The organism is Nostoc linckia z4 (assembly GCF_002608075.1).
Lineage (GTDB): Bacteria > Cyanobacteriota > Cyanobacteriia > Cyanobacteriales > Nostocaceae > Nostoc > Nostoc linckia.
In genome coordinates, this window is the sequence record NZ_LAHA01000030.1 from 13,089 (window position 1) to 39,137 (window position 26,049).

The 26,049-nt window shown below is 38.2% G+C and carries 17 protein-coding genes; 10 read left to right on the forward strand and 7 right to left on the reverse strand.

What is annotated here, in order from left to right; genetic code table 11:
• Positions 1–8: 8 nt before the first annotated feature.
• Positions 9–1,460 (reverse strand): MOP flippase family protein, encoded by a 1,452-nt coding sequence (locus VF06_RS22155; RefSeq protein WP_099067753.1) that lies wholly within the window; start codon positions 1,458–1,460, stop codon positions 9–11.
• An 850-nt stretch (positions 1,461–2,310) separates the two neighbouring features.
• Between VF06_RS22155 and VF06_RS22165 the strand changes: the two genes are divergently transcribed.
• Positions 2,311–3,213 carry a DUF3153 domain-containing protein gene (locus VF06_RS22165; protein WP_099067751.1) on the forward strand — a complete coding sequence of 301 codons (903 nt, stop codon included), beginning with the start codon at positions 2,311–2,313 and terminating at the stop codon, positions 3,211–3,213.
• Positions 3,214–3,436: 223 nt separating this feature from the next.
• On the opposite strand, the gene pdxH is transcribed toward VF06_RS22165, so the two are convergent.
• Entirely contained in the window at positions 3,437–4,081 is a 645-nt protein-coding gene (pdxH, locus tag VF06_RS22170; RefSeq protein ID WP_099067750.1) for a pyridoxamine 5'-phosphate oxidase, read from the reverse strand.
• 127 nt (positions 4,082–4,208) lie between these two features.
• Between pdxH and VF06_RS22175 the strand changes: the two genes are divergently transcribed.
• The 3 genes from VF06_RS22175 to VF06_RS22185 all read left to right on the forward strand — a co-directional run bounded on the left by VF06_RS22175 (position 4,209) and on the right by VF06_RS22185 (position 7,093).
• Entirely contained in the window at positions 4,209–5,294 is a 1,086-nt protein-coding gene (locus VF06_RS22175; protein ID WP_099067749.1) for an AI-2E family transporter, read from the forward strand.
• Positions 5,295–5,402: 108 nt separating this feature from the next.
• Positions 5,403–5,567: a rubredoxin gene (gene rd / locus VF06_RS22180; protein WP_099067748.1), complete on the forward strand. Its 165-nt coding sequence runs from the start codon at positions 5,403–5,405 to the stop codon at positions 5,565–5,567.
• A gap of 287 nt (positions 5,568–5,854) precedes the next feature.
• A complete protein-coding gene (locus VF06_RS22185) occupies positions 5,855–7,093 on the forward strand; it encodes a BaiN/RdsA family NAD(P)/FAD-dependent oxidoreductase (RefSeq protein ID WP_099067759.1) in 1,239 nt (412 codons plus the stop codon).
• Between the two features lie 128 nt (positions 7,094–7,221).
• Here VF06_RS22185 and rpsU read toward each other — a convergent pair whose 3' ends face one another.
• From rpsU to VF06_RS22205, 4 genes are all read right to left on the reverse strand, one after another.
• Entirely contained in the window at positions 7,222–7,416 is a 195-nt protein-coding gene (rpsU, locus tag VF06_RS22190; protein ID WP_073645277.1) for a 30S ribosomal protein S21, read from the reverse strand.
• A 123-nt stretch (positions 7,417–7,539) separates the two neighbouring features.
• Positions 7,540–7,848 (reverse strand): RNA-binding regulator, encoded by a 309-nt coding sequence (gene rbp / locus VF06_RS22195; RefSeq protein WP_099067747.1) that lies wholly within the window; start codon positions 7,846–7,848, stop codon positions 7,540–7,542.
• Positions 7,849–8,320: 472 nt separating this feature from the next.
• Positions 8,321–9,181, reverse strand: a complete 861-nt coding sequence (locus VF06_RS22200; RefSeq protein WP_099067746.1) for a 3'(2'),5'-bisphosphate nucleotidase CysQ family protein — start codon at positions 9,179–9,181, stop codon at positions 8,321–8,323.
• 63 nt (positions 9,182–9,244) lie between these two features.
• Positions 9,245–10,102 (reverse strand): sugar kinase, encoded by an 858-nt coding sequence (locus tag VF06_RS22205; protein ID WP_099067745.1) that lies wholly within the window; start codon positions 10,100–10,102, stop codon positions 9,245–9,247.
• A gap of 166 nt (positions 10,103–10,268) precedes the next feature.
• Here VF06_RS22205 and rsmI point away from each other — a divergent pair, with 166 nt between their 5' ends.
• On the forward strand, positions 10,269–11,129 hold the full coding sequence (gene rsmI / locus VF06_RS22210) for a 16S rRNA (cytidine(1402)-2'-O)-methyltransferase (RefSeq protein ID WP_099067744.1): 861 nt from the start codon (positions 10,269–10,271) through the stop codon (positions 11,127–11,129).
• A gap of 261 nt (positions 11,130–11,390) precedes the next feature.
• On the forward strand, positions 11,391–12,881 hold the full coding sequence (locus VF06_RS22215; RefSeq protein WP_099067743.1) for an ArnT family glycosyltransferase: 1,491 nt from the start codon (positions 11,391–11,393) through the stop codon (positions 12,879–12,881).
• A gap of 179 nt (positions 12,882–13,060) precedes the next feature.
• Here the strand turns inward: VF06_RS22215 and VF06_RS22220 are convergent, their stop codons facing one another.
• Positions 13,061–18,988 (reverse strand): non-ribosomal peptide synthetase, encoded by a 5,928-nt coding sequence (locus VF06_RS22220; RefSeq protein ID WP_099067742.1) that lies wholly within the window; start codon positions 18,986–18,988, stop codon positions 13,061–13,063.
• Positions 18,989–20,484: 1,496 nt separating this feature from the next.
• Here VF06_RS22220 and VF06_RS22225 point away from each other — a divergent pair.
• From VF06_RS22225 to VF06_RS22240, 4 genes are all read left to right on the forward strand, one after another.
• The gene (locus VF06_RS22225) at positions 20,485–21,924 is read left to right on the forward strand and encodes a sugar transferase (RefSeq protein WP_099067741.1); all 1,440 of its coding nucleotides are present in this window, start codon (positions 20,485–20,487) and stop codon (positions 21,922–21,924) included.
• A 290-nt stretch (positions 21,925–22,214) separates the two neighbouring features.
• A complete protein-coding gene (locus tag VF06_RS22230) occupies positions 22,215–23,645 on the forward strand; it encodes an oligosaccharide flippase family protein (RefSeq protein ID WP_099067740.1) in 1,431 nt (476 codons plus the stop codon).
• Positions 23,646–23,758: 113 nt separating this feature from the next.
• A complete protein-coding gene (locus VF06_RS22235) occupies positions 23,759–24,736 on the forward strand; it encodes a glycosyltransferase family 2 protein (protein ID WP_099067739.1) in 978 nt (325 codons plus the stop codon).
• Positions 24,737–24,940: 204 nt separating this feature from the next.
• Positions 24,941–26,017, forward strand: a complete 1,077-nt coding sequence (locus VF06_RS22240) for an acyltransferase family protein (protein WP_099067738.1) — start codon at positions 24,941–24,943, stop codon at positions 26,015–26,017.
• Positions 26,018–26,049: the final 32 nt, after the last annotated feature.

Here is a 26,049-nt window from a genome sequence, read left to right on the forward strand (position 1 = left end):
CTAGTGACTTAACGGGAAATATTGACTACTTGCCAAAATAGTTTTGGTGCAATCAATAAAATCGATAAAACGTATACTATTATGCCTACAGCTATGGAAATAGCTAATATTACAGGAGGACTAATTAAGTTAATCAAAAAGTACTTAACACTAAAGATACTCATTAGCATAATTATTGTTCCTGCTAAAGGAACAGCACCTTGACGCAGATAAGTCCATATATCAATATGAATTAACTTCCAAACTACCCACACATTAAGTGGTGCCATTAAATAACCTCTAATCACATAAGCTGCTGCAACTGCAATAATTCCCCACCTAACTGCTATAGCAAAGGCAATAACATTGCTGACAGCTTGTATGAAATCTAAACCTAACTTCCAAGAAGGTTTTCCAACAGCCATAATCACAGAACCGTTGAAATAAAAATAAGCATAAAGAATACCAATCAAATTCAAAACTTGCATCACTGGAATACTTGGCGACCACTTTTGCCCAAATATCACCGTTACTATTTCAGGTGCTAATATGACTGTGGCTAAAAAACCCGGAAAAGTGATCAAGCTTGTCATTTGGATCGCTTTATAAAGCGCATTGCGTAATCTTTCGGGTTCTTGCTGTAATCTCGAAAAAGTAGGAAGGGATACTTTGACAATAATACTAGTCAGTAATTGTGTGAGAATGAGGAGTAAACGATAGGCAACACTGTAATATCCTAATGCAATAGAACCGAGGAAATAACCAATTAAAAAATCATCAGAGCGACGGTTTAAGAAGTTAAATAAATTCATTCCCATTACATTCACTCCAAAGCTAAATAGTTCCTTGAAGTGTTTTTGGGAAAATCTCAATCCTGGACGCCAATCGCTAACTGACCAAAGTACCAAAACTTGTACAAAACTATTGGTTAATTGCTGACCGACTAGACTCCAAACTCCAAATCCCATAAACGCCATAGTTACGCCTACTATACCGCCAATAACTACCGCTATTAATGAGCGTATTGCAAGAGATTTGAATGCTAGTTTTCGCTGAAAAGTTGCTTCTTGAACGCTACTAAAAGCACTGATGATAAAGCCTAAAGATAAACAACGAATGATTGGCGTAATCTGTGGTTCCTTGAATAAATTAGCAATCAATCCAGCACAAGCAATACTGAGTATAGCTGCTAGTCCACTGACTCCTAAATTAGTCCAAAAGGCAGTGTCTAAATGTTCTTTTTCTATATCTTGGCGTTGGACGATCGCTTGAGAAAGACCTTGATCGAGAAAAACTTGTAAAAAATTTAAAAATATGGTAGAAAGAGCAATCAAGCCAAATGTTTCTGGCCCTAGCAAGCGTGCCAGTATTAAGAAAACCCCAAGAGAAACGATTTGACGCCCCCAACTGTCTAGAGCAGACCAAAATACTCCCTTAACAGCTTTTTGTCGTAAATTTGATGAATCTTTGGGTGATTGCATTATAATAAAATCTTTCTACGAAATAACCTATTTTGTAAGTGTTAGCTTTGTGGATCTTAATAGTTAACTAAACTATTTATTTAAATTTAGGTTACTGATGCAGTTTGATTTTTATGTATAGTTACTAACAAAAATTGTTCATCTACAACGAACATAATAAAATACATAATAACCGTCAGATCGTCTATAAAAAAATATTTTTTAGCCTCCAATCAACAATCTTGGAAGACCTTACCATAATAATATTTTTGCAGATTGGTAATCATTAAGCAAACTGTAACATAAAATTTGTTCATAAATTTATGGAATTTTTATACAAAGTAATTTTGTAGTTGATATTTTCAGGAGTGAGGTAAAATTTAATTCTTTAATCAACGATTAAAATACGGAATAAGCAGAATAGCGGACTTCCAAAGAATAAATTAACCAATTCATTTAGATATATAGTTTTTTCTCTAGTCTGCTTCCTGCCGTCCTGCCAATACGGTTCGGATAAGCAGTATGAACTTCCCTTGTGGTCTGGGAAAAAGTTAAGGGGTAAGGGGATTTGGATGTATTTGAAACCTTTCTCCTTTTCCCTTTCCCCTTTAACCGAACTGTATTGGTCGTCCTGCCAAATACCTTTAAAATGTAACATTCTGATGATTTTTGAATGTTCCTGAGAAGGTTCATCAACACTCAGCATAAAATTAGGACAGCTTTTGAACAGTTTCTCAACAGCAGCCAGTCTGTTGCAAACTTTCCCAAAATTGTCAGAATTGGGATGGAAATCTTTAACAACAGATTGCCTGAGGTTGAGGTAAAAGTCAAGATTGGTTAAAAAGTTTGACTTTTGGGGAGATTTATAGTTATGTATTCTTCAATTTTAGGACAAATTTTCTTGTCGTTGATTAAACCATTAAGGTTGGTATTGGCAAAGATGAAATTTATTTCACCACGAGTTGTCCGAAATCGAATGAACCGGGTTTTTCCTATACAAAATCCTATTTTGTGGTTGGTACTGTTAACATCCCTGCTACTATCTGGTTGTGTTAAGTATGACGTAGGGCTGAACTTTAATAATTCAAATAGTGGCGAACTAGTACAACATATTAAATTAGGAGAACAGTTAACAAGTTTTAGTGGCGATTATGTCTATGAATGGTTAAATAGCATAGAGCGGCGCACCAAGAAACTTGAAGGAAAAGCACAGCGAATTTCTCCAGAAGAAATAATTGTGACAATTCCTTTTAGCAGTGGTGGCGAATTGCAAGAAAAATTCAACCAATTTTTTAACTCCCGTGCGAATCAAGCTTCTGAGCCTGTGCAAAGTCAATCTGACTCAGAACTACCAAAAATTGAATCCAACATCATATTGGAGCAAAACAATTTTTTACTGTTGGTAAAAAATCGGTTGATTTATGACTTAGATTTGCGATCGCTGTCTTTAATTTCCAACAAAGGCAACGTCTTAGCTAACGCTGGTTCGATTCTCGATTTGGAATTTGCCCTCAAAACTCCTTGGGGAGCAAAAAATTTAACACAAACTGAAACCGCCATCGAACCGGAAAAGAATGGCAATCAACTGCTGTGGAAACTCCAGACTGGGGAGTTAAATCACATTGAAGCTGTTTTTTGGCTTCCTAGTCCCCTTGGCATTGGTGCATTGTTGATTATCCTGTTTGTCTGGGGAGGATTTTACCTCAGATATAACTTTATGCCAGATCCCAGGATTCAGTTTTCTCCTAAAGCATCGGCAGTTCAACAACAGTAGTAGTTCACCACGCAAATATTGACAGGTTGAGATTGGGGAAAGGGAAAAGGTAAAAGGGGAAGGGTTTAAAGCCTTTACCCTTTCCCCCGCCTGTCAAAAAGACTTTGGCAGACTAGTAGAGTCGGCTGTTGCAAATTTTTTAGTGTTGACTGTGAACTGTCAACAGTCAACAATTATATGCTGTGATTTATAGCACTTTCATCCAGTCACCAGTACCGCATCTTTACGGTGATAAGCGCTGAATATTCCAACTGCCATTATCTAAATGACTATAGAGTAAGCGATCGTGGAGACGACTGGAGCGTCCTTGCCAAAATTCGATTTCTGTGGGGATCACTCGTAAGCCTCCCCAATGAGGTGGGCGGGGGATCTCTTGATTTTCATATTGGTTTTTAAACTCTTCCATACGTCGCTCAAGAACTTCTCGGCTTTCTATGACTTCGCTTTGATTAGATACCCACGCACCTAAACGACTGTTCGCAGGACGAGTGTGAAAATATTGGTCTGACTCGGCTTCGGAAACTTTCTCTACATAGCCACAAATCCGCACTTGACGTTCTAGTTCCGCCCACCAGAAAACTAAAGCAGCTTGGGGATTTTCTGCCAGTTCTTGTGCTTTGTGGCTGTTATAGTTGGTGAAAAAAGTAAAGCCTCGTTCGTCAAAATCTTTAAGTAGTACCATTCTGGCCGAAGGCTTACCATCTGGTGTAGAGGTAGCAATGGTCATGGCATTTGGTTCGGGAAGTTGGGCTGATACTGCCTGGTCGAACCACTTTCTAAACTGAATAAAAGGATTAAGGTCAATTTCAAGTTCGCTCAAACCTTCTAGGGTGTAGTCTTTACGAAGGTCTGCTACGGTTTTGTCCATTTGAATTTGCTTCCTTGCTATGAGATAGGCTAAAAGATGTCTTTGTTAAAAATATCTACGATCGCGATCGACACCAACGCCAGTTTTACAATTTATCTCAAGGAGTCCTAAAAACAGATTGCCTCAGATGCGCCGTTCTGCCTCCCTTAAACAGTTGTTAATCTATGGTCTGAGCGGTCCACTGATCGCTTTAAATGTCTGGTTACTATCTGTGCTTTTTCGCTATTTCCAGCATCCAATTAGCATTTTAAGCATTGCAGCAATTTTGGCTTTTTTACTCAATTATCCAGTTAAGTTTTTTGAACGCGCTCGAATTACTCGCACTCAGGCGGTGATTATTGTTTTGCTTGCAACTTTAACCGTTTTGGCGATTCTCGGCGTTACCCTAGTACCAATACTAATTGACCAAACAATCCAATTATTAAATAAAATTCCTGATTGGTTAAGTGCTAGCCAAGCAAACCTAGAACAGTTTGAAACCATTGCCAAACAACGACGTTTGCCAATTGATTTGAGGGTTGTGACCAATCAAATCAATGTCAACATTCAAAATTTGGTACAACAGCTAGCTTCTGGTGCAGTGGGATTTGCAGGCACAGTCCTGTCAGGATTATTTAATATCGTGTTAATAGTGGTGCTGGCATTTTATATGCTTTTGTATGGCGATCGCGTCTGGTATGGTCTGGTGAATCTTTTGCCTTCTAATATTGGAGATCCTCTAACTGCATCTTTGCGGCTAAATTTCCAAAAGTTCTTTCTGAGCCAGCTGTTATTAGGACTATTCATGGTAACAGTTCTAACGCCAATTTTCTTAATCATGAAAGTGCCTTTTGCTCTGCTATTTGCTATCCTAATCGGCATCTCAGAACTCATTCCTTTTATTGGAGCATCTCTAGGCATTGGTCTAGTGACAATTTTAGTATTGTTGCAAAATTGGTGGCTAGCAGTCCAAGTTGCTTTGGTGGCAATCCTCATGCAGCAAGTTAAAGATAATTTATTAGCTCCGAGATTACTCGGCAATTTTATCGGACTCAATCCCATCTGGATTTTTGTGGCGATTTTAATGGGATATGAAATTGCTGGATTGTTAGGAACACTGGTTGCTGTTCCCATTGCTGGTACTATCAAAGGCACTTTTGATGCCATCAGAAGTGGTAAATCAGGTGACTTTTTATCAACAGTCACTATCCCTCACGATCCGCCCTTTGATTAATACTAATCTGCGTTTTCAAGTTTAAGAATTGTAGCGTGCCTATTGTAACTCTGTTTCTCAAGTATTTAATAATCAAGCAATACCAATAACACTTTAGGAGCATAGAAAATGCAAAAGTATATATGTACTGTTTGTGGTTATATCTACGAGCCAGAAGTCGGTGATGAAGACAGTGGTATAGCACCAGGAACACCTTTTGAAGACATCCCAGATGATTGGGCCTGTCCCACTTGCGGCGCTCAAAAATCAGACTTTGAACCCTATGAAGGATGAGGATATAAACTGACGATAAAACCCCACCATTACAAAGAAAGGCAGAAGGTCGAGGGCAGAAGGCAGAAGGTTAAGAGTATTAATTAAAACTTTTGTTCTGGGTTTAAAGCTGAGTTGAATCAACAATTATACTGAGATTGCTTGCAACGAGGTATAAAGCGTCATTGTTACAATCCCACTCTTTTAAGGGTGGGTTCCCTTCTGCCTTCTGAACTGTTCCCTATTCCCTATTCCCCGTATGACAGCTAGCCTAGAGATATAGATCCTAAAAAGAGATATTTTTGAAATTGCTACCGTTACAAATTGTAGTTATTGGGGGTGGGGCAGCGGGTTTTTTTGGCGCGATCGCTTGTGCTAAAGTCAACCCTAATGCCCAAGTCACTTTAATCGAAGCTAGTCGCCAACCCCTAGCGAAAGTACTAATTTCTGGTGGCGGACGCTGTAACGTCACTCACGCTTGCTTCGATCCTGGGGAGTTAGTGCAAAATTACCCTAGAGGTGCCAAAGCTTTGCGCGGTGCTTTTTCTCGGTTTCAAGCTCAAGATACAGTAGCTTGGTTTGCTAAACACGGAGTTAATTTAAAAACCGAAGCCGATGGTCGGATGTTTCCTGTTACTAATACTTCAGAAACAATTGTGGAGTGTTTAATTAAAACCGCAGCAACATCTCACATCAAACTTCGCATCGGTACACCCGTAACTTCAGTGAAACGCACTTCCAACGATTCTGGGTTTGATATTGTCTTAAAATCGGGAGAAACAATTAAATGCCATCGCCTACTTTTGGCTAGCGGCAGTAGCTTGATGGGTTATAAAATTGCTAGGGAGTTAGGACATACAATTGAATCACCAGTTCCCTCTTTATTTACCTTCAATATTCTCGATCCAAAACTGAGGGAGTTGGCTGGAATTAGTGTTAACACCGTACAATTACGGTTATCTGTAGGTGGAAAGTCTCAATTACAACAAACAGGGCCGTTACTGATTACCCATTGGGGTTTCAGCGGCCCTGCTATTTTAAAGCTTTCTGCTTGGGGTGCAAGAGTTCTCCATGAAAGCCGCTATCAAGCAACATTATTAATTAATTGGTTGCCTGATTTGCAACAAGAACAAGTGCGACAACAAATTTTAGCAGTCAAAAATGAATGGTCGAAAAAAGCGATCGCACTGCATCGTGGTGTTGACTTACCTCATCGTCTTTGGCAATATATCATTGCCCGCGTAGGCATTACCACAGAGGATCGCTGGGCTGGAATATCCAATAAAACCTTAAATCTGTTAGTGCAAGAACTCACTCAAGGACAATATTCAATCAGTGGTAAAGCAGCTTTTAAAGAAGAATTTGTCACCTGTGGCGGTGTCAACCTCCAAGAAGTCAACTTTAAAACAATGGAAAGTAAGTTAGTTCCTGGACTTTACTTTGCTGGAGAAGTTTTAGATATTGACGGTGTGACTGGCGGTTTTAACTTTCAAAGTGCTTGGACGACAGCTTATATAGCTGGTAATGCAATGGGGACTCAGCTGTAGCGCATTTGATATGTTGACTGTTGACTGAGATTGATTCTCCTTGTCTCCTCAGTCTACAGTCCCCAGTCACTGTTTTTTAAATAGGTATCGCCACGATGAAGAGATTCGGGCAAAATAACTGGAAATTCCTATCTAAAACGAGAATTTTGCTTACGACGTTGCTTATGTCTAGCAATTGCTTTGCGCTTCTCTTTTTCTATTGGAGTCTCGAAGTGACGTTTTTTTCTCATATCTTGGAAAATTCCTGCTTTAGAAACTTCCCGCTTAAATCTTCGTAGGGCTGATTCAATACCTTCATTCTCTCCTAAAACTACTTGTGTCATTCTCATTCCTCCTGAATGTGGATGAATAATTGAAAATTAAATACAAAAAAAAATATTCCAGCAGAGTCGAGCCTTTGCTTTTATCTGCTGGAGACTCTAGATGTGAGATTTTTAGGAATTGATTTAGTAGCGATTGTTGCGGCGAGCATTACCGCCACCCCAGCTACCACGAGAGGAATTGTTTCTTTCCTCACGGGGTTTAGCTTTGTTGACTCTCAAATCACGTCCCATCCATTCAGCGCCATCAAGTGCATCAATGGCAGCTTGTTCTTCTGCATCTGTTTGCATTTCTACAAAAGCGAACCCACGCGGCTTGCCTGTTTCTCTATCTGTAGGCAATTGAACACGTGCTACTGTTCCGTATTCTGCAAATGCCCGCCTGAGGTCGTCTTCCGTAACCTGATAGGACAGGTTACCAATGTAAATTGACATAAAAGTCTCCGAATTTAGGGAGTGTGGAGAGTTAAATTCGGAGAGACGCTTTGAAAAATCAAAAGGAGTTACTCAACCGAACATAATCCTTATATGGATTAGTTTAGCACAGCGTTTGAATATGAACTAATGGTAAAACCGAATTTCCAAACAAAAGTTTCAAGGCTGGGTTACAACCCTTCTAACAAAAGACTTTTGCTGTTTTTGCCATGAGAGTTTTAGTTTCAATAGCAAATCAGTATCAACTAGCGATCGCCCAAAAACTTTAGTGTTTTGGATATTGGGATTATTTACCAAGCATTAACTACATATTATTTTACTAGTGGCGTTAATTATACCATAGATAACTGTACTCAAAGCAGATTTGAAAATATTTATCAAATATCCCAGGTGATTTTAAGGGACTTAGATCTGTTAACTGTTGACTGTTGACTGTCAACAATAATGAAATACTTTTTCACTTGGAAGCCCCTTAACTTTCAGTGAACTGGGCTAAAATTCTTTCTGCTTCTTTACACAGCACTTCGTGATATTCACCGTTACTGGCCAGTAGACCTCCCCATTGATTGATATCACCTGTGTTGTATTCTAAGGGTGTACCATCAAAGTGAGTAAATTTACCTCCGGCTTCTGTTAAAATCAACTCTGGGGCTGCAATATCCCAATCTTTGGGAGCAGATTTGCCAGACAGAGAAATGTAAATTTCTGCTTGTTGTTCGACAATTGTGGCGATTTTACACCCGACACTGCCAACAGCTTTTTGATTTTGACAGGGTAGATTTTGTAGTAGACGATCTAACCTTTGGTTGCGGTGAGAACGACTGACGACTAAGGTTAAATCTTCAATTCGTTTACCTGACGACACTTGTAAAGGAACACAGCAATCACGGGTTTCTAGAAAAGTGCCGCCGTCTTTTGTGGCATAATACAACTTTTGAGCTTCTGGAACTGCCACCACTGCCAAAACTGGGCGCGTTTCTTTGACTAAAGCAATGTGAATGGCATATTCCCCAGTTTTTTGGATAAAGTCCCGCGTGCCATCCAAAGGATCTATAATCCATACCCAAGGGGTAGAAGGTTTTGCAGACTCACTTAGGGATTGATAGGTTTCTTCGCTGATGTAAATAAACTCTTCATGACCTAGATTTGCTTGTAGCTTTTCCAGAATATATTGACTCACAGCTACATCGGCGACGGTAACAGGTTCATTTTCTTTGTATTGTATTGCTAAATTAGGATCTTTAGCAGTGCCGTGGTAATAAGATCGCAATATATCCGCCGCTTCCCAACCTACCTGACGAGCGATCGCTAATATTTCTTGTAAGTCTTTCATTAAATATAGCCCTATCTAACTTAAAAATATACAACCTCAGCTGGGCAAGACAGTTGTCTATCTTCAAATAAAATCCATCCAGCGCCGAGTACCAAAAAACTGGCAAGAATTAGCAGCGATATTTGCTGCCATCGCCAAGGCATCGGTAAAGCTTTCTTTTAAAATGTAGTGACAGAAGCCACCGTGAAAAATATCTCCAGCCCCTAAGGTATCAACGGCTTGAATTTTCGGCACATCTAAAATACCAGTTTGATTGCAACTCCAATATTGAATTGGTTGTTCTCCGTGGGTAATGGCGATATGAGGAATATTAAATTTGCTTAGATAAGCAAAAACCTGTTGTGAAGTCTGACAATTTGGTGGATGAAAATTAGCCGAACAGATAGCGTAATCTACGAATGGTAAAATTTCCTCAAATCCAGGTTTCCAGCTACCACCATCGATGACTACCGGGATATTCTGGGCTTTGGCCATTTGGGCTATGGAATAACCAACAGCCATTTGATGTCCGTCAATTAATACTATGGCAACATTTTCTAAAATATTGGCGGGAATGGATGCGCTAGTGGCTTGAGTTTTCACAGCATTGATAGAAACCACTGCTCTTTGGCCTGTGGCTTGGGTAACAATAATTGAAGAGACTGGTGGTGCTAAATCGATGGTAGGCTGAAGATCGGCGATCGCCACTTGATAAGTTGCTAAATCACCTCGAATTAACTGGCCCGTTGGGTGAGAACCCACCACACCCAAGACTGTAGCTTGATTACCCAAATAACTAAAAGTTACAGCCGCGTTTGTCGCTGGGCCACCTGCTGCCACACTGTAGTCAATAGCCACAATCTTTTGATTATTCTGAGGTGGAGAGTCAGCGAGGTAAATCAAATCCAAGGTTACTAAACCTATAAATAACCCATTAGTCATTAGTTATTAGTCATTAGTTATTAGTCATTAATTATTAGTCATTAGTTATTAGTCATTAGTCAACAGTCATTTGTGTATAAGTCTTCGTAGTAATGTATGAATTATTTGTCATAACTTCTAACTCCTAACTCCTAACTCATAACTCCTAACTTTCAAATTTTTGCTCATGCAAACCGATCCCAAACCAAGAACACTTTACGTCGTTGGCACACCAATTGGCAACTTAGAAGATATGACTTTTCGGGCGGTGCGAATTTTGCAAACTGTGGATATGATTGCTGCGGAAGACACTCGCCACACAGGGAAATTACTACAACATTTTGAAATCAAGACACCCCAAATCAGTTACCACGAGCATAATCGTACCAGCCGCATTCCAGAATTATTACAATATTTGACGAATGATAAAGCGATCGCTTTAGTAAGCGATGCTGGAATGCCAGGAATTTCCGATCCTGGATATGAATTGATTGAAGCTTGTATTGCAGCTGGTATTTCTGTAGTTCCGATTCCTGGGGCCAGTGCGGCAATTACGGCTTTGAGTGCAGCCGGACTTCCTACGGATAGGTTTGTGTTTGAAGGGTTTTTGCCAGCAAAAAGTCAACAACGGCGAGAACATTTAGAATCTTTACAAACAGAATCTCGCACATTAATTTTCTACGAATCGCCCCACAGATTGCAAGATACTTTACAAGACTTAGCAGAAATTTTGGGCAGCGATCGCCAAATCGTACTCGCAAGGGAGTTAACTAAATTGTATGAAGAATTTTGGCGGGGAACAATTGCCGAAGCCATCGCTCACTACAGCCAACGGGAACCCCAAGGTGAATATACTTTAGTTGTTGCGGGAATTCCACCGAGTCAGCCCCAATTAACACAAGAAGAATTAAAAGCCGAATTAAAACAATTAATTAGTCAAGGAATATCGCGATCGCAAGCTAGCCGTCAATTAGCAAAAGAAACTTCTCTTCCCCGTCGCCAACTCTATCAATTGGCTCTTTCTTTGGTCATCACTCCAGATTCTTGAATATTTAATTATGCTTTTCAAGAGGAAAGATGTCGGCTTTTAATTATCAAAAATAATTGAAAATTAACAATATTTAATCAAAGCTTAAATTTCTTTTAATTGTGAATTTTTAATTGTTAATTGCTAGGTTTCGAGGATAAAGTGTACCAAAGATACAATTCTTCTTTTTTTTACTACATCCAATACCCTGTTTTTAGTTTAAATTTGAAGAATTATATTTTTACTTTTTTCTCTGGAAATTGCGGGTAGTTTTTTTAGTATATGCACAATAAGCAAAACAAAAATAGGTTGCAAAACTCGCCTCTACTTTTCTTACTTACCTTAGCTATAGCTATTAGAATCTACAACATTAATTCCCCAATTATTGGTATTCATTCCTGGCGTCAATCAGATACAGCAGCGATGGCGAGAAATTTTTATGAAAATAATTTTAATTTATTTTATCCTCAAATTGATTGGGGAGGTAATTCTCCTGGTTATTGTGAAACTGAGTTTCCCATTTATTCATTTATCGTTGCTTTAATTTATAAGATTTTTGGAGGAGTTTCAGAATTTTGGGGAAGATATTTTTCAATTCTTTGTTTTTTAGTAGCTCTCTACTTTTTATATCAATTAATTGTGAAAATTTTAGATCAAAAGACCGCCTCTTGGTCTTGTTTATTTTTCGTTATTTTACCTTTAAATGTTTATTATAGTAGAACATTTCAACCAGAGTCGATGTTATTGATGTGTTCAGTTATCGGCATCTATTATTTTATTAATTGGCTGGATTTTGAAAAACAACAAGATTTAATTTTATCAGGTAGCTTTGTCGCCTTGGCTTGTCTGATCAAAGTTTTACCAATCATATACTTAGGAATACCAATTTTTTACCTAGCATGGACTAAATATAACATCAGAGTTTTTTCTCAAATATCTCTGTGGATTTATAGCATTTTGATATTAATGTCTGTAGCTGCTTGGTATTACCACGCGCATCAATTATTTTTAGAGTATGGCAATACTTTTGGTTTTTGGTCTGGTTCAACTAATAGGTATAACTATAATATTGTACTGAGTTGGCGTTTTTGGACAGAAATATTTTTTAGGACTGTTGTGAGGCATTTTGCCATTTTTGGTTTTCCCATATTTTTGTTGGGTTTGTTCATTACTAGAAAAACTAGACAAGAGTATGTATTAGATATTTGGTTAATTTCAGTAATATTAACTTGGGTTTTAGTACCTATTACAAGTTTAGTTCATGAATATTATCAACTTCAATTTATGCTTCCAGCAGTGATATTCATGGGTAAAGCTTGTAGTTATTATTTGGAACAAGCTGCTGGGCAATTTAATTATAAGAAAGCAATATTAGGGTGTTTATGTTTAACTGTGGCTGCTGGTTCTGTTATTTATACTGTTGATTATATGTTTAAAGAAAGAACAGACAAATCGGCTGTTTTTCAATTGGCACAGCAAGTCAAAGCAAATACTAAATCGGAATCGCTGATAATTGCTACTACTGCAAGCGACCCGACATTACTTTATTTATCACATCGAAAAGGATGGCTAATTAACCATAATGATGTTACAGAAGAATTTATTTTATCTAAAGCTAAATTAGGAGCTAAATATTTAGTCGGAAGTTTTAATTTTATTGAGAGTTATAATTTGTTTGTGGATGACAACCAAAAGCAAAAAGTCCAAACTTTTCTCAAGAAATATCCCAATGTTTTGAAAGATGGTAAGAATTTTATTGCTGAATTACCGTAATAACAAAAGAGTATCTTGGTTAAGGAAGTTGCCAATTCAACTACTTCTTGTGGGGTGGACATCTTGTGTGCCCTTGTTTACAGGCGGGCGAGACGCCCACCCCACAAAATTAAGTAATTAATTTCTTGGAAGCCCTAGAACTTATTTATCAGATTTACTGATTGCATTCAGAATTCTGATTACTGAACTTTCACTAAATAATTTGTCAATATTTCAGCTAACACCTGTACGTGGGGTTCGTGGAGTAAAGAAAGATGAGAACCGGGAATATAATGTATGTCTAATTCCCCGGCAACTATGTCGCCCCAACCAAATTGCGGATCGTATTGTACACCTATACCTTCACCTCGGTTCTTGTCTTCAGTCCGCAATAAGATAGCTCCACCAGGATAAATTGGATAAGTATAGCGGCTAATAGCTTGAGTATTAATTTCTATACTTTTTAAATGTTTGTCAGTTTCAGGTAAATCAAGTTTGGCTTCCAAGTAACGTTTATATGTATTTTGGAGACGGGATTTATTCCAATAGCTCCATCGGAGAATCTTTTGCCAAAGATAGCCAACTCCTTGCTCAATAACATTATTTAAATGCAAGAAAATGCGTTTGAAAAATGGCGATCGCCAACTATAACCAGGGCGACAACTATCAATGATAATTAAAATACCAATTTCTTCGCCTTTTTCGCAAAGTTGTCGAGCCATCTCAAAGGCAACTGCACCGCCAAAGGAATAACCGCCGAGAAAATAAGGGCCCTGGGGTTGAACAATTTTAATTTCTTGAATGTAGTGTGCGGCCATGTCTTCAACGCGGGTATGGAAAGGATGTTTTCCATCTAGCCCCTGTGGTTGTAGTCCGTAAAATGGTTGTTCAAAACCCAAATTTTTTGCCAATTCACGGAAACACAAAACTTCTCCACCCAGTCCGTGAACGCAGAAGAAAGGCGGCTTGGAACCATTGGGTTGAATTTCCACCAAGGATGACCAAGTAGCTGTTGATTTGTTTTTTACTGAAGTTTGATTTGTGGCTAAATTTTCTTCTTCGCAGATGATTTTGGCTAAAGCCTCTACAGTACTTGACTGGAAAAGAGTCGCAAGGGGTAGATTTTGATTAAATGTCTTCTCAATTTGCCAAAATAATTTGACTGCCAGTAGAGAATGCCCTCCTAATTCAAAGAAGTTATCTTGAATGCCGATGGGTTTGACGCCTAAAAGTTGTTCCCAAATTTCTGTTAGCTGGCGTTCCACTTCATTGCGGGGAGCAACAAAAGTTCCTTCTGGCTGTTGTCTTGATAAGTCTGGTGCAGGTAAGGCGCGGCGGTTTACCTTGCCGTTGGGGGTTAAAGGCATGGTCTCCAGCAAGACAAAAGCTGAAGGTAACATGTACTGTGGCAGCTTAGTGGAGAGAAAGCGGCGAATTTCACTGACTGTGGCTACTGAATCCTGATTTAAGATCGTGTAAGCTACTAAACGCACATCTCCTGGAATATCCTCACGGGCAATGACCACAGTCTGGAGTACATCTGAGTGTTGAGCTAACACCGTCTCAATTTCCCCTGGCTCAATGCGTATGCCACGGATTTTCACTTGATGATCTTTACGACCGAGGATTTCTAAAGAACCATCTGGACGATAGCAACCGCGATCGCCTGTATAATAAAGCCAATCTTGTTCGTCATTGCCAAAGAAATTTTTCACAAACCGAGAACGGTTTTCTTGCTGGGCATTGATATAACCCAAACTCCGAAATGGAGTTCTAATCACTATTTCCCCTGGTTCTCCAATGCCGCACAGTTGATGATTTGGTGTGAAAACCAGCGCTTGGGTTTCTGGCAATGGCGTTCCTACTGGCTGTACTCCTGGGGTACATTCAACAGGTACTCGATAATAACACTTAGCTAAAGTTGTCTCTGTGGGGCCGTAGAGATTGACAATTTCCCCTGATTCTGGAAAAGCATCCCGCCACCGAAGTACAAGTGTTTCCTTGAGAGGTTCCCCAGCAAAAAATAACCAGCGTAAGTTACGGAGAAAAACTCCTGATGGTACATTTGCTAACCAAGATTGTGCCAAGGAAGGAACTGTGTGCAATACAGAAATTTCCTCGGCTTCTAAGTAAGGCAAAATTTTAGTCGCTTCTAAGTTATCGCCTTCCTCTGGCAAACACAAAGTTGCACCACTAATCAAAGGTAAGAAAATATCCCTGAGGACGACATCAAAGGAAAGACCAGTCAATTGGGCAACCCGGTCTTGCTGACCAATTTTAAATGTCTGCCGCTGCCAGTTGAGAAAATGTGCCATTCCTTTGTGACACCCCAACACGCCTTTGGGTACACCAGTAGTGCCGGAAGTAAAGAAAATATAAGCTGCATCGTCACCAGTGATTTGTGGCAAATTTACGCTTTGAGTACTGCCTTGGGGTGAATTGAGAATTTCTCCTGTATCTGGATTTACACGGATGCTAATTAAAGATTCAGTGATGCCTTTGTCTTCTTGGATCTGATTATCTATATATAATATGTATTTGGCTTTAGCTTCTTTGAGCATCAGCTGGTGGCGTTGTCTAGGCAACTTCGCATCGAGTGTCAACAGCACACCACCGCTTAAAAGCACAGCTGTCATACTTGCAATCAACCCAAAGCTGCGCGTACCAAACACCGCCACCACATCTCCCCGCTGGAGTCCTTGGGATAATAAAGCCCCAGCTAAACCTTGAGCTATTTTCCCCAATTGCCCGTAGTTCCAAGTCCGAGATCCTTGCCGAAGTGCTGAATGTTCTGGCACAGAATTTACCCAAGAGGTAAACATTGTTGTTACCAGTTCGTACTTTGGTTCAGGTAACGCTGCTGTTGGTTCTGGCAGCAAAAATCGCGCTTGTGGTGTGACCAGAGAATACAAACTAATCTGATTTTCTGGAGCCGCAACAATTTGATTCAATAAATGATGGAACTGATGCAGCATTTCCATCATCCGCTCTGGAATAAACAAATCGGTGTTGTAAACTAAATCAAGTTTGATTCCCTGGTTTTGTTCTGTAACATACAAAGTCAAGTCAAACTTGGAACCTGTTTCTAACATCGGGATTGGTTCTACAGCCACCCCAGGTATTTCCAGTTGGATATCCCTCAAGTTGAGCATATTAAACCACACTTGAAACAGTGGGTTGCGGCTGGTATCCCGTTCTGGTTGCAGTTCTTCCACCAGTTTCTCGAAGGGCATATCTTGATGGGCATAAGCACCCAAGGCCATTTCCCGGACTCGACTCAACACCGAACGAAAACTAGGGCCGCCGGAAAAATCAGTCCGTAAAACCACAGTGTTAATGAAAAATCCAATCAGCCCTTCAACTTCAGAACGGTTACGTCCAGCAATGGGAGAACCAATGAGAATATCTTCTTGCCCAGAGTAGCGATGCAGTATTGTTCCAAAGGCCGCCAGCAAGGTCATAAATAAGGTGACGCCTTCCTGACGCGACAGTTCTGTGAGTGATGCACTCAAACTTTCGGGTAGCATTAACGACTCAGCCGCCCCTTGGTAAGTTTGCACTGGTGGCCGCGGTCGGTCAGTGGGCAATTCCAGTACAGTATTAGCACCTGCTAACTGGGTTTTCCAGTAGTTTGTTTGCTTGGTAAGGACTCCACCAGACAACCATTGATGCTGCCAAGCAGCAAAATCGGCATATTGAATGGGTAATTTTCCTAAGACAGAAGGCTTACCATTTAAAAAAGCTTCATAAAGCGCTGCTAACTGCTGCCAGAGGATACCCATTGACCAACCATCTGAGGCAATGTGGTGCATGACTAACAAAAGTATCTGCTCCCGTTCGTTTATTTGCAGCAAGCTAGCCCGCAGCATCAAATCAGATTCTAAGTTGAAGGGGGGTTGCGCTTCTTGAGTCAGGAGATATTTTGCTTGCTCCTGGGTGACTTTAATTACCTTGAGTTCCACTGACCGGGGTGCCCTAATTACTTGTATGGGGCTACCGTCGGGTGATTTAATAAAGTTTGTTCGCAGTGCTTCGTGGTGAACAACGATGCCATCTAAGGCCTGTTGCAATACACCCAAGTTTAATTCGCCTGTTAAGCGTTGTGCATCTGCAATAATATATGCCCTGCTGTTGGGTTCCAATTGCTCCAAAAACCAGACTCGTTGCTGGGCAAAGGATAAGGGCGCTGCTTCTCGGTTGGCAATTTGGGGAATGGCCTGATTTTGGGGATGATTTTCTGGAATTTGGTTTTGAGCAATGGCTTGGGCTAAGCTAGCGATGGTGGGATTTTCAAACAAAACTTGCAACGGTATTTCTATCCCGAAGGCTTGGCGAACCCTAGACATCACTTGGGTAGCCAGCAGTGAATGGCCTCCCAATTCAAAAAAGTTGTTGTGGATGCCTACTTGTTGCAAACGCAGAATTTTTGCCCAAATGCTTGCTAAGACTTCTTCTGTGGGGTTTTGCGGAGGGACAAAGTTACTTGAAAGATTCAGGTCGGATATATCAGGTGCAGGCAAAGCCCGACGGTCTATTTTTCCATTGGGGTTTAATGGCAAGGTATCTAAAAATACCAAATAGGCGGGCACCATGTATTCTGGTAGCCGACTTTGCAAAAACTGGCGGATTTCAACCTGAGTAGGCGTTTTCCCTGGCTTAGCAACTATGTATGCCACCAACCGCTTATCGCCAGGAATATCTTCTCTAGCCATCACTAAAGTCTGCGCCAGCGCCGGATGTTGGCTGAGTACAGCTTCAATTTCTCCCAATTCAATCCGGAAACCCCGTATTTTCACTTGGTGGTCAATGCGACCAACAAACTCGACATTACCATCGCTGTTGTAACGTGCCAAGTCCCCAGTTTTGTAAAGGCGTGCCCCTTCTTCAGAGCTAAAAGGATCGATAATAAACTTTTCTTGAGTTAATTCTGGACGGTTCAAATAGCCCCGTGCTAAACCAATACCGCCTATATGTAGTTCACCTGACTCCCCATCAGGCACTGGCTGTAAATTTTCATCGAGGATGTAAATCTGGGCATTGGTAATGGGGCGACCAATGGGAGCAATGTTGTAATTACTGCCCCGTTGGCAAGTCCAGAATGTGGTATCAATGGAAGCTTCTGTGGGGCCGTAACAATTGTGTAAAACATTGTCCAAATTTAATTTGGCAAAAAATCGCTCTATGAGTTCTACCGGTAAAGCTTCACCACCGCAGGTTACGTGTCTGAGAAGTCGGCAATTTTCAATTCCCTTTTCTTCCAATAAAACACGCAGTACTGAAGGTACTAAGGCGATGACAGTAATTTGCTGTTGGGCGATCGCTTTGATAAGATAGCCAGCGTCTTGATGTCCCCCAGGACGAGGTATAATTAATTGCCCTCCAAAGCACAACGGCCAGAATATCTGCCACACTGAAGGGTCAAAACTAAAAGAAATGGTGAGTAAAACTTTGTCTGTCTGAGTTAATCTAAAGGTTGTTTGCCGCCAGTGCAATTGATTGCAAATTCCTCGGTGAGGAATCATTACACCCTTGGGCTGTCCTGTAGAACCAGATGTGTAAATTACGTAAATTAAATTATCAAGGGTCGTCTGATTTTCAGGATTTTCTTGGTTATTTTGGCTGTTTTCTTGCCAAAACAAGTCTAGACAAATGACTTGCGCCTGGTGCGGTGGTAAATCCTTGAGCAATTTTTCTTGGGTTAACAACACTGGTGTTTGTGTATCTTCCAAGATGAAAGCTAAGCGCTCTTTTGGATATGACGGGTCTAAAGGCACATAAGCGCCTCCAGCTTTGAGAATTCCCAACAGCCCCACAATCATCTCTAAGGAGCGCTCTAAACATATACCCACAAGTACTTCTGGCCCAACGCCTAAAGTACGTAGATGGTGTGCTAGTTGGTTTGCTTGTTGGTTTAACTGCTGATATGTAAGTTGTGTATTTTCAAATACTACAGCAATTGCTTGGGGCGATCGCTCTACTTGCATTTCAAAAATTTGATGGATACACAAGTTACCAGCAATTGTCTGGGTATCACTACATTCCTGTAGAACTTCTGTGTTAAAAATTTTAGTTAAGTTATCTAACGAAATATTTCCTTTGCCTTCTGAACTATAACTGTCTATCTGCATTTTTTATATATCAATAACTTACGAAAGTCTCTAGTTAAATTTGTGTTGTTACTACAGGCAGAGTTCCCATTGATTTAATAATAATCACCATATATTGATATTACTTAATCATTTGTACTTTTTTGCCATACTATATTTTTCACTCTAGGGAAAATCTACACAGGAAGGAAAATAAATTTTTCAACGATTTTTTCATAACGCAGGCTTTTTAGTTGCCAGAGAGCTTCAATCACAGTTTTCGTTTTGAATTATAAATTGATATTTTTTGCAAAAACCTCTCCATCGGATATTTAAAATTTTATATTGAGTTTGAAATTTTTATATTTTTTTACTTTAGCTTTTTTAATTAAAAACTATATGACCACAGAAGAATAAAAGTTTGAATCGTTTTAAGTAAATCAGCTTAGCAAATATAAATAATAGTGGAATTACGTTATCCTTTTTATCGTCTTTTCTCTTAACTAGTTGAGCGAAAAAATAATTATTACCGAATCTTCATTGTGTTTCTTGGTATGTAAAATTACTGTAAAGCCTTAGTACAAGTAGCTGCAATAATTACGGTAATTCAGTAGAATTTCTACATACGCGGTTAGTTACGTAAGTCCGTAGTTTCTAACACATCAAACTAAATCAACTCTAAATCTAATCTGAAACCAAAGAATAGCCAAAATAATTCACTTTCTCAAGGAGTAAAAATGCCTATAATGCATATATAACAAGCTTTGTACCTTTTAAACATACTTGAACAGTGCTTCAATTCCTCAAAACTCATTTTTACTGTTTCATATTTGCCGAACAGCTTTGTTAGTTTTGTGAAACTACATCTACACTGACAAGATGCTCCCTTGACAAAAGTGATTTATCAATTGAAGGTTTTTACTGAATTTGCCATCTATATGTTTATTCACATCCTTCAAAAATTAATAAGAATCTAACCAAAGTACAAAGAAATGTAAACTTTTGTAACAAAACTCAATGATTTTGATGCATTTCGTTATATGTTATGTCTGTATGTTTTTTTAATCAGTAATTATGCGTAAACAATCAAAAAGCCTTGAAGCAAAACTAAACCAGTGTAGTTAAACATACAACATTAACTTTGTGAGGGGTATAGTTTTTTTGAAAGCCCAAACCTGTGAAAGAGCTTTAACGGCCTCGATAATGTATTACGCAAGTTAGAAACTCTAATATCCTGACCTAGCATATATAAGATATTAATGTCAGGAACTGCATTGAACTATAGTTTAATTAAAAAAACATCCTTACCTTTAGACTAAAGCCCAAAGTTTCGAGATGCTACGTTGTAAAAAATGCTGAAATTTTGGTTGATGTTCGCACTGAGACATTTGAATACATTTTTGCTCAAGAAATTAACTTTACTCCAAAAAAGTGAGTAAATATTCAACTAAAGAATTTAGTTTTCTTTGAAAGACATGTGAAATACTCCACTCGTATATATTTCCATCCAACTTTAACGAGACCAAGTGTTACTAACTATGAGTAATCAAAGTATCGCAACAAACCAATTAAGTGAAGTGCCTTTGGATTTACGTGCATCTTCAATTGTGAAAGTACGCAAAGGTTCCTGGTGGCTGAGACTAACAACGCTATTTTTAGTAGATTGCACTCTTTTATCCTTAGCTTGGATTTTAGCTGGATACCAATCAGCTGACAGTTTTTATTCGGGTAGCTCAATTAATTATTTGCCGATATTCATAACAATTGGAATTCAAATCGGATCGCTAGCTCTAGAAGGTGTTTACCGAGAAGGCCAAAAACGGTATGACTATCTAAATATTACCAAGTCACTAACTTTTGCTCACGGATTAATACTATTTATTTGTTTGATATATCAGCCGATTGTAGATATCACAAGTCAGAGATTAATACTTTTGTCTTGGTTGTTCAGTACATTTTTTGTTTGTACTGGTAGATATAGTGTAAATCTAGTTCTAGAATATCTCCGTAAGCAAAAGAAAATAGTTCGTTCTTCTGTATTTATTATCTCCGATCATCAAGACCAGGAGCAAATAGCAAGCTTCATCAAAAAAGAGAAACATTACATTGTATCTGGAACAGCAAATGCTAATGCCTTAGACAGATATCAACGCCAACAAACATTGAATCAACTTAATCAGTTAGGTGTAACAGAAGTCTTTATATCCTGGGATGCTTTGAAGAATAGAATGTTTCTATGTTGGTTATTTCAAGCATCAGGTATACAAGTACACATTATACCGATGGAATTAAAACCAATTTATAGAAACGTAGAATTCAACAAAGTGGGAGGAATGCCTTGTCTGAGTTTGGATTGCCCGATAATTACAGGTAAAGATTTTTGGATCAAGCGTATTTGTGATTTTTGTGTCTCCACTATCTTCGTAATGTTAACATTCCCCATCTACATAGCTATAGCTATAGCTATCAAGTTGGATTCTCCTGGCACAGTATTTTACAAACAAACTCGTATCGGTCTACATGGAAAACAGTTCAAAGTATGGAAGTTTAGAACCATGAGATCTGATGCAGAGAAATTGCAGAAGGAACTGGAAGCTTTGAATGAGACCAAAGATGGGATTATTTTCAAAATAAAAGACGATCCTCGCATTACTCGTGTTGGAAAATTTCTCCGTCGTTACAGTTTGGATGAATTACCCCAACTTTTTAATGTCATCCTTGGAGAAATGAGCATAGTCGGCCCTCGTCCTTTACCAACTAGAGATGTAGATAAGTTTTCTGAACATCATTTTATTCGCCATGAAGTTTTACCTGGTGTTACAGGACTTTGGCAAGTTTCAGGTCGTTCAAATATTTTAGATTTTGAACAAGTTATAGCCCTGGATATGAGCTACATAGAAAATTGGTCGCTGAGTTTAGACTTTGAGATTCTCATCAAAACAGTAATGGTGGTTTTGAAAAAAGAAGGTGCGTATTAAAAGGAAGTGAGTTACTATCGTTGAGTTTAGATTAATTAGTTAATTACCAAGCTCAACGAAGTATACTCTTCATCACAAGCAAAAACTATTTAAATAGTTTTTGTTTCAGTTACTTTTTTTAATCAAGCTGACATATAACTTCGTAACAGGTCAAAATTATCTTCAAAAATGAATTGTCAAATAAAGTTAATTTAAATTCTTTTCAATGATATTTGTGCTTTTTAATTTTGAAAAATTTTTCTACAGAGATTTACGGTTTTTACAATTATCAAAATTAAGCTGATTACTATATGGTAAAAAACCGTAAACTAATAAGTAATTCCCTGTCAATGGTAATTAATCGTTTAACACAAAGTATCACAGCCTTTGTGTTGACAGCTTCTATAGCTCGCACATTAGGAGCAGAAGCCTTAGGACAATATCTACTAGCATTTACTTATTACTTTATATTTGTCAACATCGCCTCACAGGGGTTAAAGACTTTATTTACCAGAGAAATAGCCCGTGAACCAGAAAAAACATCACTTTATTTAATAAGTGGAACCTGGTTGCAGTTAATTTTCAGTTGCTTCAGTTATGTAGTTTTAGTAATCATAGTATTTCTATTGCCCTACACTTCTGAAACTTCCACTGCTTGTTACATCATGGGGTTAACAATCATTCCGTTTTCACTTTCTAACATTACTGAGGCAATTTTTCAAGCAAAAGAAAAGATGCATTTAATTGCCCTAGCAACAGTTCCAGTGTATGTGATGCGTTTATTCATCATGCTCTGGTCAATGCAAAGGAATTATGGAGTTGATTATTTAGCGGCAATTTTAGTAATTTCAGAATCAATAATTCTAGCTATTGAATGGATTTTAATCACTAAATTTGTTAAAACTAAATGGCAAATTGATAAAGCTTTTGTTTGGAAAACACTTAAAAATGCACGGACATTCTTTGCAATTGAAGGACTAGCTGTAGTCAATGCTCGAATTCAAATTTTGATACTTTCATTATTAGGAAGCGAATTTGTAATCGGTGTTTATGGTGGAATCATGCAATTATTCCAACCATTTTTGATCGTTGCAAATAGTATAGGTATAGCAATGTTTCCCCGATTATCAAAAGCCGTGAATGAAGGGCGGGATAAACAGCGAAACATTATAGAAAAATGTATTGAAATTTTATTAACTATTGGATTACCTTTATGCGTTGGTCTGCTGTTTATTGGTAAAAATTTACTAATTATTATATATAATTCTAGCTTTGCTCAAGGAAGTTTAGCTCTTAGTATTATTGCCATATCATTAATTTTCCTACCCTTCAATCAATCATTATCTTTTTTACTTGTGGCAAATGGTTTTGAAATTGTAAATTTGCGCCAAGTAGCTATTAACACCATATTAGGAAGTTTACTAGGTTTGATATTAGTGTCGCAATATAACTTACTGGGGGCAGCAATAATGGCTTTGTTAATGAGTTTTATTGCTTTTAGTCAGTATATTTATTTCACTTATACTTTAGTATTTCCATTAAATTTATGGAGAATTATCCGAAATCCTTTGATAATTAGCGTTTTGATGACAATTGTATTTATAGTTTTAGAAACAATAAATTTGAATTTGTTATTAACTATGGCGATCGCCACTTGCTGCTATATATTATTCGTTAGTTTGTTGAGTATTCATGCTTTAGGTAAAATTCCTATAGCCTGGGAAAAAATTGTCAAAAAATAAATGCTTATTTATCGTTGATTTTCTTGTTTAAATAACTTGTAAAACCATAAATAAAGCATCAAGTTTAATAAATATGGTAATTATTCAAAGAAAAAACAACTCCAAATATGCCAATGACAAACGAAAGTAACCAACCAATAGTCAGTGTAGTTATTCCTACACGTAACAGACCACAAATTGTTGTCAGAGGTGCTAAAAGTGCCTTGAGTCAGACACTACAATCCATTGAAGTGATTGTGATAGTGGATGGCCCAGATCGGCAAACAGTCGATGCGCTATCTCAGATTGGCGATCCCAGACTCAGAGTAATAGAATTACCACAAAATATTGGCCCATCAGGTGCTAGAAACACCGGGGTGAGGGAAGCTAAAGGCACTTGGATAGCATTTTTAGATGATGATGACCAATGGCTACCACAAAAATTGGAACGTCAATTAGAACTAGCGACTAGTTCTACTTATGAGTTTCCAGTTGTTGCCAGCCGTTTCATTTCTCGGACTCCAAAAGGTGACTTTATTTGCCCAAGAAGGTTACCTCAAGCCTCGGAACCTTTAAGCGAATATCTTTTTGTTCGGAACTCTTTTTTTAAAGGAGAAGGATGCATACAAACCTCTACTCTTTTTGTGAAAAAAGAGTTAATGGAAAAAATGCCTTTAGAAGAAAAATTTCCCAGACACGAGGATTGGGAGTGGTTGCTGCGGGTGAATGCAATGGAAAATGCACAAATTCTATTTGTACCTGAAGCGATGGCAATCTGGCATTCAGAAATGGGAATCAAACGTTTGAGTAACGTTCATGATTGGAAATATTCTTTGGATTGGATTCGTTCAACTCGTCATTTAGTAACACCAAAAGCTTATTCAGGTTTTATTGCAACAATTGTTAGCCATTTTGCGTCATCAGCAGGTGATTGGAAAGCTTTTTTGCCTCTATTGTGGGAATCTATACGCTTGGGTAAGCCAAGACCAATGGATATATGTTTGTACCTAACAATGTGGTTAATTCCTCAAGATCTCAGACAGCGAATTCGTTCTCTTTTCAAAAAAAATTCCCAAACAAAACCAACTGTTTTGAAAGAAATCTCACCTTGAAGTGAGTTAGTTGACTGATATACTGAGGTATCAAAAAGATGTGTTGTCAGTTAAACCCCTTGATGTGTCTCATTAACTGGCAACTCATATAAACTGTACCTCTAGCTGGCTATCAGCAATACTGCAACATTACTCAAATACTTTTATGTTTATCAAAAGCCATAGAAGTGAATTTAATTTTTAAAATCTACTCTGCATAATGATATGAACAAAAAATTGAATTTGCTACAAGTATACCGTGGTATTGCTGCTATCCTCGTAGTCTTATCTCATGGCGGTCGTATCCTTTCTCGCGAATTCGATCGCAATACTTTATTACAAATATTTCATTTTGGTTGGATAGGTGTTGATTTCTTTTTCGTACTAAGTGGATTTATTATATTTTATATACACCAATATGATATTGGTAAACCAAATAAATTAAAATCTTTCATTATCAAACGATTTATTCGCATATATCCATTGTATTGGATTGTTTTGGCTACCAAACTTCTAGCTTCTACGTTTGCCAATTATAAAGATACGATTTTGCAAACAAGTGCAGGTGAAGTTTTTAAAGCTTTTTTATTACTGCCCCAAGACAATGATATCCTTAACACTAAATTTATTGGTGTCAGTTGGACGCTTACTTATGAAATTTTTTTCTACTGTCTGTTTGCGGGATTAATTTTGTTCAACACCAAGATTTACAAAGCTATAATCGTTGCTTGGATAACTGGTGTCATTCTCAATCTATTCAATCTTTTACCAATTAGCAACAATTTTTTATTAATGTTTATATTTGACGAACACAATCTAGAATTCGTCCTTGGTTGTTTAGCTGCATATACTATCTCTCAATCCAAATTTAAGTTTAAAAATTCATTAATATACACTTCTCTTTTTCTCTTGGTATTATCAATAATCAATACAAGAGATGGTGAATTTAATGTATCAGGTATTCCCACATTAATAGGCTATGGTCTTCCCTTTACTCTTCTAATTATTGGCTCTGTATATTTAGAAATGTCAAGCAAGATCGATGTACCATTGATTTTAATTTACCTGGGAGATGCTTCTTATTCCATATATTTAACACATGGTTTTTTCTTAAGTAATATCAGTAAAATTTTGGATGCGTTAGCAAGGAAGAGTGCAGTATTATACGCAATAATCAATTTCAATATCATTGCCTTTGTCACTGTGGTCATAGCAGTAGCTATGGGATGCTTGATTCATACCTACCTAGAAAAGCCATTAATTACAAATCTCAGAAACAAAGTATTTGCTAAAATTACCTGAAACAACCATACACTCAGGCAACTAGTTTAATC